This window comes from Collinsella sp. SGI.095 (genome assembly GCF_050314535.1).
In the GTDB taxonomy this organism is placed as follows: domain Bacteria; phylum Actinomycetota; class Coriobacteriia; order Coriobacteriales; family Coriobacteriaceae; genus Collinsella.
Genome location: NZ_JBNPNG010000002.1, coordinates 49,850 through 64,883, shown reverse-complemented (window position 1 = coordinate 64,883; position 15,034 = coordinate 49,850). Strand labels below are relative to the sequence as shown.

The window sequence follows — 15,034 nt, the reverse complement described above, 5'->3', positions numbered from 1 at the left end:
TACGATCCTTTCAGTTACACGCGGCGACGCTTCTTGGGGCGGCAGCCGTTGTGCGGGATGGGGGTCTTGTCCTGAATGCTCGAGACCTCGAGGCCAGCAGCCTGGAGGGAGCGGATGGCGGTCTCACGACCGGAGCCGGGGCCCTTGACGAAGACGGAAACCTTCTTCATACCGTGCTCCATGGCCTGCTTGGCAGCAGCCTCGGCAGCCATCTGGGCAGCGAACGGCGTGGACTTACGGGAGCCCTTGAAGCCCACCTGGCCAGCCGACTTCCAGGAAATGACGTTGCCCTGGGGATCGGTGATCGAAACGATCGTGTTATTGAACGTAGAACGGATGTGAGCCTGGCCCACGGAAATGTTCTTACGGTCCGCGCGCTTCAGACGGGCAGCGCGAACGTTCTTCTTAGCAGTAGCCATCTATCTAGCGCTCCTTATTTCTTCTTCTTAGCACCGATCTGACGCTTCGGGCCCTTGCGGGTACGAGCGTTAGTGTGGGTGCGCTGGCCGCGGACCGGGAGGCCCTTGCGGTGACGAAGGCCGCGGTTGCAGCCGATGTCCATAAGGCGCTTGACGTTCTGGTTGCGCTCACGGCGGAGGTCGCCCTCAACCATGATCTGGTTCTTGTCGATATACTCGCGGATGGCGTTAACCTCATCCTCGGTGAGGTCCTTAACGCGCGTATCCACGTTAACGTTGCACTCGACGCAAATCTTCGTCGCAGTGGTGCGGCCGATGCCGTAAATGTAGGTCAGACCGATCTCAACGCGCTTCTCACGCGGGAGGTCGACACCATTAATACGGGCCAACGTAGTCTCCTCTCTTAACCCTGACGCTGCTTATGACGGGGGTTCTCGCAAATGACGAGGACCTTGCCATGGCGCCTAATGATTTTGCACTTATCGCACATCTTCTTGACCGAAGGACGTACCTTCATCGTTCTTCCTTTCGGTAGCGCTCAAACTACTTCCCTACTATCTACTCGCCCAGCCGCAGGCGTTTAAAACTATGGCTGGTCTTCACACACAATCCGACCGTAGGTTGAGCTAAGCCTGCAGTCGGAAATAGAGTGTGTGTATGCGTGCCGCTATTTGTAGCGATAGGTGATGCGGCCGCGGGTCAGGTCGTACGGGGAAAGCTCCACGACAACCCTGTCACCGGGGAGAATACGGATGTAATTCATTCGAATCTTGCCAGAAATGTTGCACAGAACCGAATGACCGTTCTCGAGCTCGACCTTAAACATGGCATTAGGCAACGGTTCCTTTACCGTACCCTCGAGCTCAATTGCGTCTTCCTTCTTCACAAGCAATCATCTTTCTCTAGAAAACGACAGCGATTGAGTATTCTACAACACGTATACACGCATCGTAATAACTTCGTAATGGCTCCACAACTACGGTGAACTTATTACATTTGAAATGTAAAACAAAGCCGTTCCCTGATGCCCAAGATCGCCTTGAAATGAGAAGGCATAGACCTTGGGGTCATGCCTTCGAAATTGAAAGGCGAGGTTGGGCATCAGGGGGCGGCGACTTTTACATTTCTCCGCCTTGGAGCGAACACCAGGATCCTTGCGCATCGGTGGTGAGAATCACCGGACCGTCATTGGTGATGGCGACGGTGTTCTCGTAGTGCGCGGCGGGCAGGTGGTCGTTGGTGGTGACGATCCAACCGTCGGAGCCCGTGCTCACATGGTTGGAACCCATCGTTACCATCGGCTCGATGGCAATGACCATACCGGCCTGGAGGCGAACGCCCCTCCCCTTCTTTCCATAGTTAGGAACGTTGGGGTCCTCGTGCATCACGCGGCCAATGCCATGGCCCACATAGTCACGAAGCACGCCATAACCGTGAGACTCGGCGAGGGACTGGACGGCATAACCAACATCCCCGATATGGTTACCGGGAACAGCCTGCTCAATGGCAGCCTTAAGGCAATCGCGCGTGACCTCGCACAGGGCCTTGGCCTCGGGCGTAGGGGTGCCGACGAAAAACGTCCATGCGTTATCGCCAACCCAACCGTCGACAACGGCTCCCGTATCGATGGAGATGATATCGCCATCGCGCAGGATCATATCGGGGTTGGGAATACCGTGGACCACCGCATCGTTGATCGATGCGCAAATGGTCCCCGGGAACCCGCCGTAACCCTTAAAGGCCGGGGTGCCGCCATGCATGCGGATAATCTGCTCCGCGAGCTGATCGAGCTCAAAAGTCGAAACGCCGGGACGCACCATGGCTCCAACGTGGCGGAGCGCCATCTTAGATAGCGCTCCTGCCTTCTTCATCTGCTCGATTTGCGTTGCAGACTTAATCTTAATCATAGACCGAGGGCCTCTTTGACATCCCCGTATACGGTCTCGCGAGCCTGGTCACCGTTGACCGACTTGAGCAGACCCTGGCCACGATAGTAATCGACAAGCGGGCTCGTGGACTTCTCGTAGACGTCGAGACGGTTCTTGATGGTCTCGGGCTTATCGTCGTCGCGCTGATACATCTCGCCGCCGCATTTGGGGCAGGTAACATCGGCAGCAGTGCCGGTGTAACCGCAGGCGCGGCAGGTGCGACGCGAAGACAGACGATCGATAATGACCTCGGGGGCAACGTCGACCAGAAGGGCGCAGTCGATCTCGCGACCCATGGTGGAGAGCTCGGAATCGAGCGTCACAGCCTGGGCGGTGTTGCGCGGGAAGCCGTCGAGGATGAAGCCCTGCTGGGCGTCATCGGCGGCAAGGCGCTCCTTGACAAGGTCGATCACGAGCTGGTCGGGAACGAGCTCGCCAGCGTCCATGTACTTCTTAGCCTGAATACCAAGCTCGGTGCCACCCTTGACGGCAGCACGCAGCAGGTCGCCCGTGGAGATGTGAGCGACGCCAAACTCGGCGACGAGCTCCTGTGCAACGGTGCCCTTACCGGCACCCGGAGCTCCGAGCAATACGAGGTTCATGAGCAATCCTCCTCTAGCCTATTTAAAGAATCCATCGTAATCATACATCTTGATCTGGCCTTCGAGCTTGTCGACCGTGTCGAGCACGACGCCGACCATGATGAGGATGGACGTGCCGCCAAATGCCTGGATCAGCTGATTGCCCGTGAAGGAGAAGATGATCGAAGGCACGATGGCGATGAGCGCCAAAAAGACAGCGCTGGGAAGCGTAATCTTGTTGAGCGCGTTCTTGATGTAGGCCGCGGTAGCCCTACCCGGACGAACGCCCGGAATAAAGCCGCCCTGCTTCTTAAGGTTGTCGGCCGTGTCATCGGGATTGAACACCATGGAGGTGTAGAAGTACGCGAAGAACACGATGAGGACAACGTTAAGCACCCAGTTGAGCCAACCGGTCGAAAGCGCAGAGGCAACTGCCTGAATCCAGCCGATGCCGGGGAAGAACACGGCAACCTGAGCCGGGAAGTACAGCAGCGCCGAAGCGAAGATGATCGGCACGACACCCGCGGTGTTGACCTTGATGGGCAGGTAGGTGGTCTGGCCACCCATCATGCGACGGCCCACGACGCGCTTAGCGTAGGAGACCGGAATGCGGCGCTGGCCGCGCTCAAGGAAAACAATCAGCGGGATAACCAGCAGGATGATGGCGCAGATGATCACCATAGTGATGATGCCACCGCCATTGCCCTCGGTGCTGGAGAAGATCGCCTGCGGCAGACCGGCCATGATGTTCGCAAAGATGATCAGCGACATGCCATTGCCGATACCACGCTGGGTAATGAGCTCACCAATCCACATGATCAGCATGGCGCCCGCGGTGAGCGTGCCGACGATCATGAGGTCGAAGATGATCTCGGGAGCGGCGGCGCCATTAAAGCTGATGCCGAAGCTCTTAAAGAGGAAGAGGTAACCCACGGAGTTGAGGATTGCCAGAGCCAGGGTGAGGTAACGCGAATACTGCGTAATCTTGGTCTGACCGACCTCGCCCTCGCGGGCAAGCTCATGCAGGGAAGGCACAACGGCCTGGAGCATCTGGAGGATGATCGAGCTGGTGATGTAAGGCATGATGCCCAGCGAAAACACCGACACATAGCTCAACGCGCCGCCAGAGAAAAGATTCAGGAGGGCCATAGCACCTGCGGCGACCGAATTGTTATCGGTCGAGAAAAGGCCCAGCATCCCCTGGAAGGGAATGCCGGGCACAGGAACGTGCGCACCAATGCGGTACACGACGAGCATAGCTATGGTAAAAAGAATCTTTTCGCGCAGTTCTTTGATGCGGAAAGCATTCTTAAGACCATTTAGCACGGCAGCTCGACCTTTCCGCCGGCGGCCTCGATCTTGGCCTGCGCAGAAGCGCTGACCTTGTCGACCTTGACCGTGAACTTCTTGGTAAGCTCACCATTGCCGAGCACCTTGACGGGCTCGAACTCGCTCTTGGTGATGCGAGCAGCCTTAAGAGCGGCACCGTCGATCACAGCGCCATCCTCGAACTTACGCTCGAGACGCTCAACGTTAACAGCGGTGTACTCGATACGACGGGGGTTGCGGAAGCCCGGAAGCTTGGGCAGGCGCATAGCCAGCGGAGTCTGGCCACCCTCGAAGCCGGCACCCTTGGTGCCGCCAGAGCGAGAGCCCTGGCCCTTCTGGCCGCGGCCAGAAGTGGTGCCGTGACCCGAAGAATTGCCACGGCCAACGCGCTTGCGGTTCTTGGTGGAACCGGGCGCGGGAGTAAGATCGTGAAGCTGCATTTGCTACTCCTCTACAATCTCGACAAGGTGCTTGACCTTGAAGATCATGCCGCGGACGGACTCGTTGTCAGTAATCTCGCGAACCTCGCGGATCCTGTGGAGACCGAGGGCACGGACAGTACGGACCTGGTCCTGCTTGCAACCGTTGGTGCTGCGGACCTGCTTGATCTTGATGGTGTCAGCCATGCTTAGTTCTCCTTACCGACGAACATCTCGGAGACCGTCAGGCCACGGCGAGCCGCGACGTCCTCAGGGCTGGAGAGCTCCTTGAGGCCCTCGACGGCAGCCTTGATGATGTTGAGGCCGTTGTCGGTACCGAGGGACTTGGACAGGACGTTCTTGATGCCAGCAAGCTCAAAGAGGGGACGCACAGCGCCGCCGGCGATAACGCCGGTACCCTCGACAGCGGGCTTGATGATGATGCGGCCGGCACCAAAGTGGCCGATAACCTCGTGCGGAATGGTGCCCTCTTCGGTCACCGGCACGTGGAACATGTTCTTCTTGGCATCGAGAGACGCCTTGGAGATGGCCATGGGCACCTCAGCGGACTTGCCCATGCCAACGCCGACGTTGCCCTTGCCGTCGCCAACGACGACGAGAGCGACGAGGCTCATGCGACGACCGCCCTTGACGGTCTTCGACACGCGGTTGATGTAAACGACGCGCTCCTCGAACTCGGAGGCCTCGCGCTGCTGCTTCTGATTACGAGCCATGTGCTACATACCTCCTAGAACTCGAGACCGGCGGCACGAGCACCGTCGGCGAGGGCCTTGACGCGGCCATGGTAGATACGGCCACCGCGATCGAAGGCGACCTTGGTGATGCCGGCCTCGATGGCACGCTTGCCAACGAGCTGACCGACCTTCTCCGCAGCCTCCTTGTTCGAGGTGTGGGTGCCCTTGAACTCGGCCTCGAGGGTCGAGGCAGAGACGAGCGTCAGGCTGGAGCCCTTGCTGTCGTCGATGATCTGGGCATAGATGTTGGCGTTGGTACGGGTCACGCGAAGACGCGGACGCTCGGCGGTACCCGAGATCTTGCCGCGAACACGACGCTGACGACGCTTGAGGCCTTCCAGCTTCGCCTTATGCTTGTTCATACGTAAACTCCTAAAAAGGTTGATCTTGCCAGCACCTAACGGGGTGCTGGTCTTATGCGAGTGAGTCGGTTACGACTACTTGGCGGCCTTACCCAGCTTGCGGCGGATGTGCTCGCCAACGTAGTGGATACCCTTGCCCTTGTAAGGCTCGGGAGGACGATGGCCGCGGATCTCAGCGGCGATCTGACCGACCTGCTGCTTGTTGATACCCTTGACGTTCACGTGGGTGTTGTCGGGAACCTCGAAGGTGATACCCTCGGGAGCCTCGACGATCACGGGATGCGAGAAGCCCAGGGAGAACTCGAGGTTCTTGCCCTTCTGCTGCACGCGGTAACCGACGCCGGCGAGCTCGAGCTTCTTCTCGAAGCCCTCGGAAACGCCAACAACCATGTTGTGGATGAGGGCGCGGGTGAGGCCGTGGCGGGCACGGGTCTCACGCTCGTCGTCGGGACGGGAAACGGTGAGGACGTTGTCCTCGATATTGATAGCGAGCTTCTCATAGACATCGAGCTCGAGCTGGCCCTTGGGGCCCTTGACGACAACGTTGTTGCCGTTGACTGCCACTTCGACTCCGGCGGGAATCTGGACAGGCTTATTACCGATACGAGACACGGTGATCTCCTTTCCTTCTACCTACCGAGCGAATTACCAGACGTAAGCGATGATCTCGCCGCCGACGTTGTGCTTGCGAGCATCGCGGTCGGTCATGACGCCATGGCTGGTGGAAATAATGGCGGTACCAAGGCCACCGCGGACGCGGGGCATGTCGGCAACGCCGGTGTACTTACGCAGGCCCGGCTTGGAAATGCGGCGGATGCCGTTGATGACCTTAGCCTTCTTGGGACCATACTTAAGCGTGATGTGCAGAGTCTTCTGGGGAACGGTGTCCTCGACATCGTAGCCCTCGATGTAGCCCTCCTCGTGCAGAACACGAGCGATCTCGACGAGCTTCTTGCTGCTCGGCATGGAGACCGTGGCCTTGTTCACAGAGTTAGCGTTACGAATGCGCGTAAGCATATCTGCGATCGGGTCTGTAAGGTTCATACAGATTCTCCTTCGTTCTTGATGAACACGTGCTCTTGGTTCTTCGCCGCCCTTAACGGCAAAGCCTAACTAGCACGTTTTCCCTGTTCCAAACGGATGCTTGAAACGCTGGTAGTGACTTACCAGCTGGCCTTCTTAACGCCGGGAAGCTCGCCCTTGAGTGCAAGCTCGCGGAAGCAGACACGGCACAGGCCGAACTTGCGGTACACAGAGTGCGGACGGCCGCAGCGCTGGCAGCGCGTGTACTCACGAGTAGAGAACTTCTGCTTGCGATTGCACTTGACGATCATCGATGTCTTAGCCACTTATATCCTCCTCACATAGAGTATTGTTCGCCCCAAGCGCCGCCCCCTTGTTGGAACGGCGCTTATAGGGCAGGTGAACCTATTTCTTGAACGGGAAACCAAAGGCGTCCAGAAGGGCCTTGGCCTCCTCATCGGTGTTGGCGGTGGTCACGAAAGTGATGTCCATACCACGCTGGTGATCGACGGAGTCAAAGTCGATCTCGGGGAAGATGAGCTGCTCGGTGACGCCCATGGAGAAGTTACCACGGCCGTCGAAGCTCTTGGCGGAGATGCCGCGGAAGTCGCGGATACGGGGGATAGCGACGGAGGTCAGACGATCGAAGAACTCCCACATACGGTCGCCACGCAGGGTAACCTTGCAGCCGATCGGCATACCAGCGCGCAGGCGGAAGGTAGCGATGGACTTGCGGGCACGGGTGATCATCGGCTGCTGGCCGGTGATGGCGCGCAGGTCGCGCACGGCACCGTCGATGGCCTTGGAATCGGTAGCGGCCTCGCCGACACCCATGTTCACGACGATCTTCTCAAACTTGGGGATCATCATGACGTTCTCGTACTGGAACTTGTCCTGAAGCTGCTGCTTGACCTCGTTGTTGTACTTGGCCTTCAGACGCGGCACATACTTCTCTTCTGCCATTGTTCACTCCTTCTTGGGGTTTTAAGCACGGGGCGTGGCCACGGTGGGTTGTCCTCGTGCCTCCTGACTGCATCCGCGCCGCTCATGGCATTTCGCGGTTTGGACTCGACGCAGCAGGAGCCGACAAAACAATCGGTACTATACGCGCATTGGGTGCGTATTTCCAGAAAAACATCGTCTGCCTGCACAACTCCACAACTCCCTCGCACAAATGGGTCCCAAAAAACAGTTGCGGTGAAATAGGGACTGTTTGACGGCTTAACCGGCTTAAACAATCCGTATTTCACCGCAACTCATCGGCTTCCTCTTGAGGCGTGAAGCCGCAGACCGACGCGATGATGATAGCGGGCGTGACGATACCCGCGAATGCCGCCAGTACATGCTGCAGTGCATGGGGCAATACCTGCACAAACGAAACTTTTCCCGTACGCTCGAACAGGGCGTCCCCTGCCACCGACTCTGCCATTTGCGCCTCCCATACCCTAGGCAGCGGCCCTATGCCGCCCAACGGGCGGACATTATAGGGCATATGGCACAGGTAGCATTTTGACCCGCATACGGCAGAGGGCTGGGGTAGCTAATTTGGGACGGGGCTCTTTTAGCTACCCAACAGTGAGCGAACGCCTCGAGATGATTTTTCTGGGACGGGGATTTAAAAATCATTGCGTACCTAATGATTTTTTAGTCCCCGTCCCAGAAAAATCATCGAGCAGGCAGGGTAGCTAAAAGAGCCCCGTCCCAAATTAGCTACCCTGGCGGCACCCCCTGCTAGCGAGGCGCGTAGCAGGCCGCAACGTGTTCTGAGACGCGGCGCTGGCCCTTGGCGGTGTCGACATCCCACAGCTCGTAGGCACGTGCCTCGACCAACTGGATATCGGCACGGCCGCGCAGCAGCGACGATCCGCCGTCCTTGCCCTTAAGCCCCATAAGGTTAGGAAAGAAGCTCGCGGGGAACAGCACCGGAGAGGCCGGCTCGCCGTTCAGGGCAAGACGCACGGGCGCGACACCGCCGTTGGCCTTAAAAGCACCGGCGAGTGCCTCAAAGGAATCCGAACTCACGAGCGGCTGGTCGCCCGGCAAAAAGAGGCAACCTTTCCAGTTGTGATCGACTCCCCACGAAAGGCCCGCACGGACGCTTTCGCTGCGCAGCTCGCCCTCGTGCAGCGCGCACGGGCAATGCTTGTCCTCGCAAATCTGAGCAACCTCGGGCCAGCGCGTCGTAACAACAATGTCAAATCCCCCGGGCACCGATTCAATCGTCCGCTGAATCAGCGGCTCGCCATAGATATCGGCAAGCATCTTGTTAGAGCCAAACCGCTTGCCCTCGCCCGAAGCCATAATGACGCATCCAAGTTTCATGGCGATACCTCCCCTGAAGCCATCGTACCCATAACGCGCGCCGCGGGGCACCTACATCGAAAGCGCCTATCCCGCACGCCCACGATGCAAAAAGGGGGCACCCCGCCGGTTGGCAGAGCGCCCCCTTTACATGGCTTACCTCAACCCGGCTTTAGGCCTGAAACCAACGGACGGCGTTGCGCTCATAACGCAGCGACACTTTCGTTATTTGCGAACAAGTGGGGTTTATGGCAAAGTGTGCCCAAACTAATTTTTAGGAAGGCACCCATGACCCCCGCACAGATTGAGTTTTATAAGCGCCTTGCACACGGCCTGGCGCTCCAGTTTGGCCCCAACTGCGAAGTCGTCGTCCACGACCTGGAGACCGAGGACGTGGATCACTCTATCGTGGTGATCGAAAACGGCCATGTAAGCGGGCGCAAACTGGGTGACGGTCCCAGCCATATTGTGTTTGAGTCCATGCACGAGGACACCACCGACGTGCACGACCGCGAGCCATACCTCACCAAAACCGCCGATGGCAAGCTGCTTAAGTCCTCGACCATCTTTATCCGCAACGACGAGGGCAAGCCTGTCGGCATTTTGGGCATTAACTTTGACATTACGCTCATGAAAGCTTTTGAGCGCTCGCTCGATGCCTTTACCGGCACCGACGGCACGGGCTACACCGAGCCCGAGCCCATTACCAAAACCATCGGCGACTTGCTCGAAGATCTGCTGCGCGAGTGCGAGCAATACGTGGGCAAGCCCGCAGCCCTTATGACCAAGGATGAGCGCATTCGCGCCATTGGCTACCTCGACCGTCGCGGCGCCTTCCTCATTTCCAAGTCGAGCGAGCGTGCCTGCGAGTTCTTTGGCATCTCTAAGTACAGCTTCTATAGCTACCTCAACGAGGCAAAGGCTGCCGCCGGCGACAAATAGTCAGTGCGCCTGCGCCCCTCCCCTTTTGGGCGTGAGTTCTGGAATGCACGAATCCAAGACTCGGCCGCAAGGCAAGTTCCATATAATCGAAGGACGAGACAGTTCGAAAGGATGGAACAAGATGGGGTCGAGCAACGCATCGCGCAACGGCCACGGAGGCTTCGCTTCTGCCGCCAGGCATGCGAAACGCGCGTTTGACGAGGGCGAAGACGATCTGTTTGCGTTGAGCCTCGACGACGTGATGAGCGACCGCCCCTGGACCGCCGACGAGCTCATGGGCGACGGAACCCATTCGGCAGGCGATCCTTCCGAGACGGCATCGTTTATCGCCGCGGCGCAGCATCTTGCGCCCGAACCGCCCATTGCAGATCTCGACGACTTTGCGACCCGTCAGTTTGCCTTCGATTCCTGGGCTGATGCCGATCTGGACGAAACATCTGCCGGCGCGCCGACACTCGGCGAGCCGGTAAATCCACTTGTCGCCGCGTCCACTTCCGAATACGAGCCGGACGACCATGCGCAAGCTATACCCACATCCTCATACACCGATAGCCACACTGACAACGACGATTATTATGGCGACTACTACGCCGCGGAAGAGGCGCCGCGCTTTTTGGATTTCAATCCGGTAGCAAAGATTATCTTTATAGCGATCGTCGTGGTGCTGCTTGGGGTCATTGCGTTTGAGGGATTCCAGCTGTTCCGCAGCCCTGTCGAGTCCGAATCGGCAACGCAGCAAAAAGAGAACGAGAGCAACGACTACCTCGACGTCAACAACCTCAAGGGCGACCCCAACGACGGGGACGAGTAGCGAGGGTTGGGGGCGACCACATAGTCAGCGGTGCGCTACGGCTCCAAAAGCCCTGCCATAAAGATGGGCAGATACAGCACGTCACCATCGCGGTGAAGATTACATTCCGCAAGCACCAGGGCGCGATCGATTCCGTAGCCCTTCGTTGCCAGTGCGTTATCGAGCGCCGCATGGGACTTAAAGCTCTTGCCCGACTTGACCTCGATGGCGAGCACTTCCCCATCGAGCGTCTCTTCCACAAAATCGAGCTCGCCGACCTTTTTGGACGTAAAGTAGCGCAATCTAAATCCATGAGCTTTGAGCTCTTGCGCGACAAAGCCCTCAAACGCCGCCCCCATATTCATGCCAAAGGGGCCTTCTGCCTCTCCATCAAATACCCCTTGGGCAACCTTCTTGGAATACGACGACATGAGCATTCCGGTGTCCAAGTAAAACAGCTTAAACAGATTTCGTTGCTCCCCCAATAAAAGGGGTGCCACGGGCGCCGTTACGTTATACACAGGAAGCGCAACGCCTGCCTCCGACAACCAGAGAAAATGATCTGTCACCTGCGAAAAACGTTTGACGCCGTTAATCGACGACAGCTTGAATCGCTTGTTTTTGGAGCCAGCCTCGCTGGGAATCAGATCGTAGATATCGCGAATAACCAAGCGTAGCTCGGGCGGAGCGTACTTTGCGATGTCATCGCGATACAGGGCGTGAAGATCGCGGTGGATGTTTCGAACCTCGTCGACATTGCGCGTCGCCAAGAAGGAATTGACCGCGTCGGGCATGCCTCCCACCACCACATACTGATGGAACAGATCGAGCAAGCGGTCATACAGGTAGCCGGGGAGCTCCTCCTCATCCTTAAGACAGCCCCTGAGCATGTCAAACACGCTGGCACCAACGCCATTTGCCCAGCAAAACTCCTCAAAGTCGAGGGGATACATCTGGACCTGCTCGACATAGCCCACCGGCAGGGAATCGATGCCCTCGAGCTCAACGCCAAGGAGCGATCCGGTAAGGATGTATCGAAAGTCGCCGCGCTGGACCAGGTATTTGATAAACATCACTACGTTGGGGCATCGCTGCACCTCGTCGATAACCACGACGGTCTTGTTCGCAACCATCGGCTGCGTCGCAGCGATAGACATGCGCATAAGCAGGTCGTCCGCACTTTTCGCCGCCAAAAACGAATCGCGCACGGACGCGTCGGCGATAAGGTCGAACGTCACGACATTTTCGAACGATTCGTTTGCAAAGACGTTGACCAGATATGACTTTCCTACCTGTCGGGCGCCCTTGACCAAAAGAGCCTTGTTAGGCGACGAGGCAAGCCAAGATTCAAACTGTGCTTTCGCTTTTCTCTGCAGCATAAGCGCACCCCTTATTACGTGCTGTTTTAGCACTAGGATACACTTTTCCGTAGTTGAATGACGGTCGAATCGACACTTTTCCGTAATTTGGGCGGCTCGAATTTGACACTTTTCCGTACTATTATAAGGCCGATTTCGACACTTTTCCGAATGTTGGCTGAATAATTGCCGCGTAATCAAGCGCCGTCTGCACATCATTTCGCAGGCGGCGCTTGATTTCTGTCCGCGCGTGCTGATAGACTCCATCGTGCCCGCAAGGAGCGGGCGCGTTTTATCCAGAGTCGGGGTAGAGAGTTGGCTCCACGATCCCGACGCCAACCGGCCAAGAGGCACGGTGGCCCTGCCAACATCGATGAAAGGAGTCCGTATGGACAATTTCTCCGTGCGCAGCGAGCGCAATTTCCACAACCTGGCAGCCAAGCCAAAACGAATGCATCTTCTAGACGAGCCGAACGGCTATGCCTCGGCCATGGTCAAGAACAGCCTCTCCCACCAGATGCGCTTTACGGTACAGAAGCTCGAGGAAGAGCTCTGCGCCGCCGGCAATCCGCACGTGCTGCAGATCAAGCTGCTCGGAGACGACTCGCGCGAGCCGTCGAGTTGGAAGCTGTTTGCCGACGGCGCGTGCGTTGCGGACGGATCCGGCGCCTTTGCCCGCGAGTGTTTCTGCGAGGGAGCCGAGGTGTTTTTGGACCTGTGTCGCGATGCCGTGCGCGCGGCCGAACTGCACCAGTGGAGCCAGAGGGAGTACGAGCTGCTGAGTGCCGCGCGCGGGATCGCGGGGATGTAGACAGGCGGAAATAGACTTGCGCACCCCAATGTCGCCAAAACGACAATACCGTAGCCCTTAGCCACCGTCGCGCGCGGCCACATAGGCCACACGGTGTCAAAAAACTGACACTTGTGTATGCCTTTTGACATACACAAGTGTCAGTAATCTAAACTGGGCAACCACAACGGCATATGCAACGGCCGATAGCTCGCCAATCACGACATGCCCGCCTTCCGCGACCTGATTGCCGAAGTACCGGCACCCAGCAACGATTGCGTCGACATTTCGAGCGACATGCGGCTTGGAAGGGCTGATGAGAGATGGTTGAATGCTTGGTACGAGAGAGTGTAGTTCAGCAAAATCAGCCTAGACAGTGTGCCCCTCTGGTTCGAAGAACCTTGTCGAGATACTCGATAACCATACGCGCGGTTTCTTCGTTCACCTCATCCGCCGCGATGCAAAGTTTCGCATGGACCAGATTCCTCTTCTTGCGAATCTGGTGAGCCATGTCCGCCTCCTTCATCCAACGAGGCCTCTCCAGATACTTAATCTCGTTGATGTAGTCGATAAGGGCCGCGGGTTTCATCCTGCCGCTCTTCCTGTCCCGCACCATATACTTTTCCGCAAAGTAGTTAACGTGCTTGATTTCGGAAATCCAGTCGATAAGAACCGCCTCAAGAATGGAACCGGCAAGAATGATTGCCGCCTTATAAGCGCCGTGCGAAAAACAAGTATTTAGCTCACGGATGTCCGAGGAAAGGAAAGTGCGTAACTGTTCCTCGTTATATGCCTGAATCCTATCGGCGATTTCGGCGTTAAGGATCTCTTCCGCCGCAGACGGTTCCGCACCCTTTAGGCCTTCGAGGTCTTGGTAGTTCCTCGGAGCACGTCCGGACAGGATGGCATATTCGGTGAGATAGTACTGCTCGTCCATCGATGGTTCGACAACGGGAAAAACACTGAGGTCGCGAAGCGCTAGACGCTTCATGATGACGCCACCTGCCAACGATGACAGGGCCTGCTTTGCGATATCGCTGGAAAGGTAGAAGCAGAGGTACTCCGGAGATATCCCGTTGGCACGAATAACAGCCATGCTCGTGCCCGCATAAACGGGCTCTTGCCCATCGCGGTCAAAGACGATGGCGTGATTCTCCTCGCCAATGAGGCACATGACAATATCACCCTTGCGCAGGGGCACCGTTGTTGCCTCGCCCCGCTCCAATGAGTCAAGATCAACTGGGAATCTAATATTTCTTGGCCTGAGAACCAAGACATTTCTGGCGGCGTCAGTAACCTTTCGCGGCATAAGAATGTTGGCGACTTCCGAAAGCTCTACGGTCTTTGAACTCGCAAGCGTGCTACGTATCTTACGATTTCGAGGAGAATAGAACGCGGGGGTAAATCTTCCTTCTATAAGTTCGCTTGGAGGCATACCGAAAAAAGCTCCACACTTGGATGGACAGTCAGGAGCCCCTCCATTTGCATAGTCTTCGACCGCCCGAAGATATGCGAGGAAATCGTCGCTGAAGCGATCGACCGGAATCTTGCAGAGACCGTCAGTCTTACGCGAGCCACGTGCCTTGGCGACAAGCGGTTTCTTGAGCTTGAGCGTCGAAAATCGACACTCTCCGAAGCCGGGTCGTGCGAAAACATAAAGCATGAGGAAAAGCGAAGTCCCAGACAGGATGTCCCCGAGCTCAAAGGCGCCGCGCAGGATGTAACCATCCGGAATAAGACTGCGCTTCTTACCGGTGTCAAAGAAACCGCGAGCGCCCACAAAAGCGTACTCATCCGACTCATCTGAGAATACGAGCTCGGCCAGTTCGTCATGAGTTCCCGTAACGAGAAAGCCTTCGCGGTTATCTAAACACTTTTGCAAGTCGATCGTCATTGCATCCTCCAACAACTATGCCGCGCGGTCCATGCCATAGAAGTAGTTGTATATCCCCTCGATGCACTTGCGTAATACTTCATCAGGGCAATTGAATTCGGGAAGTTTGCAGACCCCGTTACATACAGTAAGCCTTGTGGCGA

Annotated in this window: 22 protein-coding genes and 1 riboswitch; of the genes, 3 read left to right on the top strand and 19 right to left on the bottom strand. The window is 57.2% G+C overall.

The window, feature by feature from the left end:
- Positions 1-14: 14 nt before the first annotated feature.
- The 17 genes from rpsK to ACQRCA_RS01090 form a co-directional block, all read right to left on the bottom strand.
- Positions 15-419, bottom strand: a complete 405-nt coding sequence (rpsK, locus tag ACQRCA_RS01170) for a 30S ribosomal protein S11 (RefSeq protein ID WP_006235274.1) — start codon at positions 417-419, stop codon at positions 15-17.
- Between the two features lie 14 nt (positions 420-433).
- Complete coding sequence (gene rpsM, locus ACQRCA_RS01165) at positions 434-808, bottom strand: 30S ribosomal protein S13 (RefSeq protein ID WP_154516058.1); 375 nt, start codon at positions 806-808, stop codon at positions 434-436.
- 14 nt (positions 809-822) lie between these two features.
- A complete protein-coding gene (gene rpmJ, locus ACQRCA_RS01160) occupies positions 823-936 on the bottom strand; it encodes a 50S ribosomal protein L36 (protein ID WP_006363204.1) in 114 nt (37 codons plus the stop codon).
- A gap of 150 nt (positions 937-1,086) precedes the next feature.
- Entirely contained in the window at positions 1,087-1,305 is a 219-nt protein-coding gene (gene infA / locus ACQRCA_RS01155) for a translation initiation factor IF-1 (RefSeq protein ID WP_035137443.1), read from the bottom strand.
- Positions 1,306-1,537: 232 nt separating this feature from the next.
- A complete protein-coding gene (map, locus tag ACQRCA_RS01150) occupies positions 1,538-2,326 on the bottom strand; it encodes a type I methionyl aminopeptidase (RefSeq protein ID WP_329738298.1) in 789 nt (262 codons plus the stop codon).
- Positions 2,323-2,949, bottom strand: a complete 627-nt coding sequence (locus ACQRCA_RS01145) for an adenylate kinase (RefSeq protein WP_154516064.1) — start codon at positions 2,947-2,949, stop codon at positions 2,323-2,325. The genes map and ACQRCA_RS01145 overlap by 4 nt, the downstream gene beginning before the upstream one ends.
- Before the next feature lie 18 nt (positions 2,950-2,967).
- Positions 2,968-4,254: a preprotein translocase subunit SecY gene (gene secY, locus ACQRCA_RS01140; protein ID WP_370450586.1), complete on the bottom strand. Its 1,287-nt coding sequence runs from the start codon at positions 4,252-4,254 to the stop codon at positions 2,968-2,970.
- Complete coding sequence (rplO, locus tag ACQRCA_RS01135; RefSeq protein ID WP_006235267.1) at positions 4,248-4,697, bottom strand: 50S ribosomal protein L15; 450 nt, start codon at positions 4,695-4,697, stop codon at positions 4,248-4,250. Before rplO ends, secY begins: the two co-directional genes overlap by 7 nt.
- 3 nt (positions 4,698-4,700) lie before the next feature.
- A complete protein-coding gene (gene rpmD, locus ACQRCA_RS01130) occupies positions 4,701-4,883 on the bottom strand; it encodes a 50S ribosomal protein L30 (protein WP_154516067.1) in 183 nt (60 codons plus the stop codon).
- Between the two features lie 2 nt (positions 4,884-4,885).
- Positions 4,886-5,410, bottom strand: a complete 525-nt coding sequence (gene rpsE, locus ACQRCA_RS01125) for a 30S ribosomal protein S5 (protein ID WP_154516070.1) — start codon at positions 5,408-5,410, stop codon at positions 4,886-4,888.
- Between the two features lie 14 nt (positions 5,411-5,424).
- The gene (gene rplR / locus ACQRCA_RS01120; protein ID WP_118270231.1) at positions 5,425-5,793 is read right to left on the bottom strand and encodes a 50S ribosomal protein L18; all 369 of its coding nucleotides are present in this window, start codon (positions 5,791-5,793) and stop codon (positions 5,425-5,427) included.
- A gap of 75 nt (positions 5,794-5,868) precedes the next feature.
- Positions 5,869-6,405 carry a 50S ribosomal protein L6 gene (gene rplF / locus ACQRCA_RS01115; protein ID WP_370450587.1) on the bottom strand — a complete coding sequence of 179 codons (537 nt, stop codon included), beginning with the start codon at positions 6,403-6,405 and terminating at the stop codon, positions 5,869-5,871.
- A gap of 33 nt (positions 6,406-6,438) precedes the next feature.
- Positions 6,439-6,837, bottom strand: coding sequence for a 30S ribosomal protein S8 (rpsH, locus tag ACQRCA_RS01110; RefSeq protein WP_006235262.1), 399 nt, complete (start codon positions 6,835-6,837; stop codon positions 6,439-6,441).
- A gap of 119 nt (positions 6,838-6,956) precedes the next feature.
- Positions 6,957-7,142, bottom strand: a complete 186-nt coding sequence (locus ACQRCA_RS01105; RefSeq protein ID WP_022094280.1) for a type Z 30S ribosomal protein S14 — start codon at positions 7,140-7,142, stop codon at positions 6,957-6,959.
- Between the two features lie 79 nt (positions 7,143-7,221).
- On the bottom strand, positions 7,222-7,779 hold the full coding sequence (gene rplE / locus ACQRCA_RS01100) for a 50S ribosomal protein L5 (protein ID WP_154516073.1): 558 nt from the start codon (positions 7,777-7,779) through the stop codon (positions 7,222-7,224).
- Between the two features lie 283 nt (positions 7,780-8,062).
- On the bottom strand, positions 8,063-8,245 hold the full coding sequence (locus tag ACQRCA_RS01095; protein ID WP_427717692.1) for a hypothetical protein: 183 nt from the start codon (positions 8,243-8,245) through the stop codon (positions 8,063-8,065).
- 302 nt (positions 8,246-8,547) lie between these two features.
- Entirely contained in the window at positions 8,548-9,138 is a 591-nt protein-coding gene (locus tag ACQRCA_RS01090) for a nucleotidyltransferase family protein (RefSeq protein WP_427717689.1), read from the bottom strand.
- A gap of 267 nt (positions 9,139-9,405) precedes the next feature.
- Here ACQRCA_RS01090 and ACQRCA_RS01085 point away from each other — a divergent pair, with 267 nt between their 5' ends.
- Positions 9,406-10,059, top strand: coding sequence for a helix-turn-helix transcriptional regulator (locus tag ACQRCA_RS01085; protein ID WP_427717686.1), 654 nt, complete (start codon positions 9,406-9,408; stop codon positions 10,057-10,059).
- Between the two features lie 121 nt (positions 10,060-10,180).
- Positions 10,181-10,870 carry a hypothetical protein gene (locus ACQRCA_RS01080; RefSeq protein WP_427717684.1) on the top strand — a complete coding sequence of 230 codons (690 nt, stop codon included), beginning with the start codon at positions 10,181-10,183 and terminating at the stop codon, positions 10,868-10,870.
- A 35-nt stretch (positions 10,871-10,905) separates the two neighbouring features.
- Here ACQRCA_RS01080 and ACQRCA_RS01075 read toward each other — a convergent pair whose 3' ends face one another.
- Positions 10,906-12,228, bottom strand: coding sequence for an ATP-binding protein (locus ACQRCA_RS01075; RefSeq protein WP_427717682.1), 1,323 nt, complete (start codon positions 12,226-12,228; stop codon positions 10,906-10,908).
- Between the two features lie 268 nt (positions 12,229-12,496).
- A riboswitch (SAM riboswitch) is annotated at positions 12,497-12,587 on the top strand.
- Between the two features lie 8 nt (positions 12,588-12,595).
- On the opposite strand from ACQRCA_RS01075, the gene ACQRCA_RS01070 reads away from it, so the two are divergent.
- Positions 12,596-13,018: a hypothetical protein gene (locus ACQRCA_RS01070; protein ID WP_427717680.1), complete on the top strand. Its 423-nt coding sequence runs from the start codon at positions 12,596-12,598 to the stop codon at positions 13,016-13,018.
- A 343-nt stretch (positions 13,019-13,361) separates the two neighbouring features.
- Here the strand turns inward: ACQRCA_RS01070 and ACQRCA_RS01065 are convergent, their stop codons facing one another.
- Positions 13,362-14,891, bottom strand: coding sequence for a hypothetical protein (locus ACQRCA_RS01065; RefSeq protein ID WP_427717678.1), 1,530 nt, complete (start codon positions 14,889-14,891; stop codon positions 13,362-13,364).
- Positions 14,892-15,034: the final 143 nt, after the last annotated feature.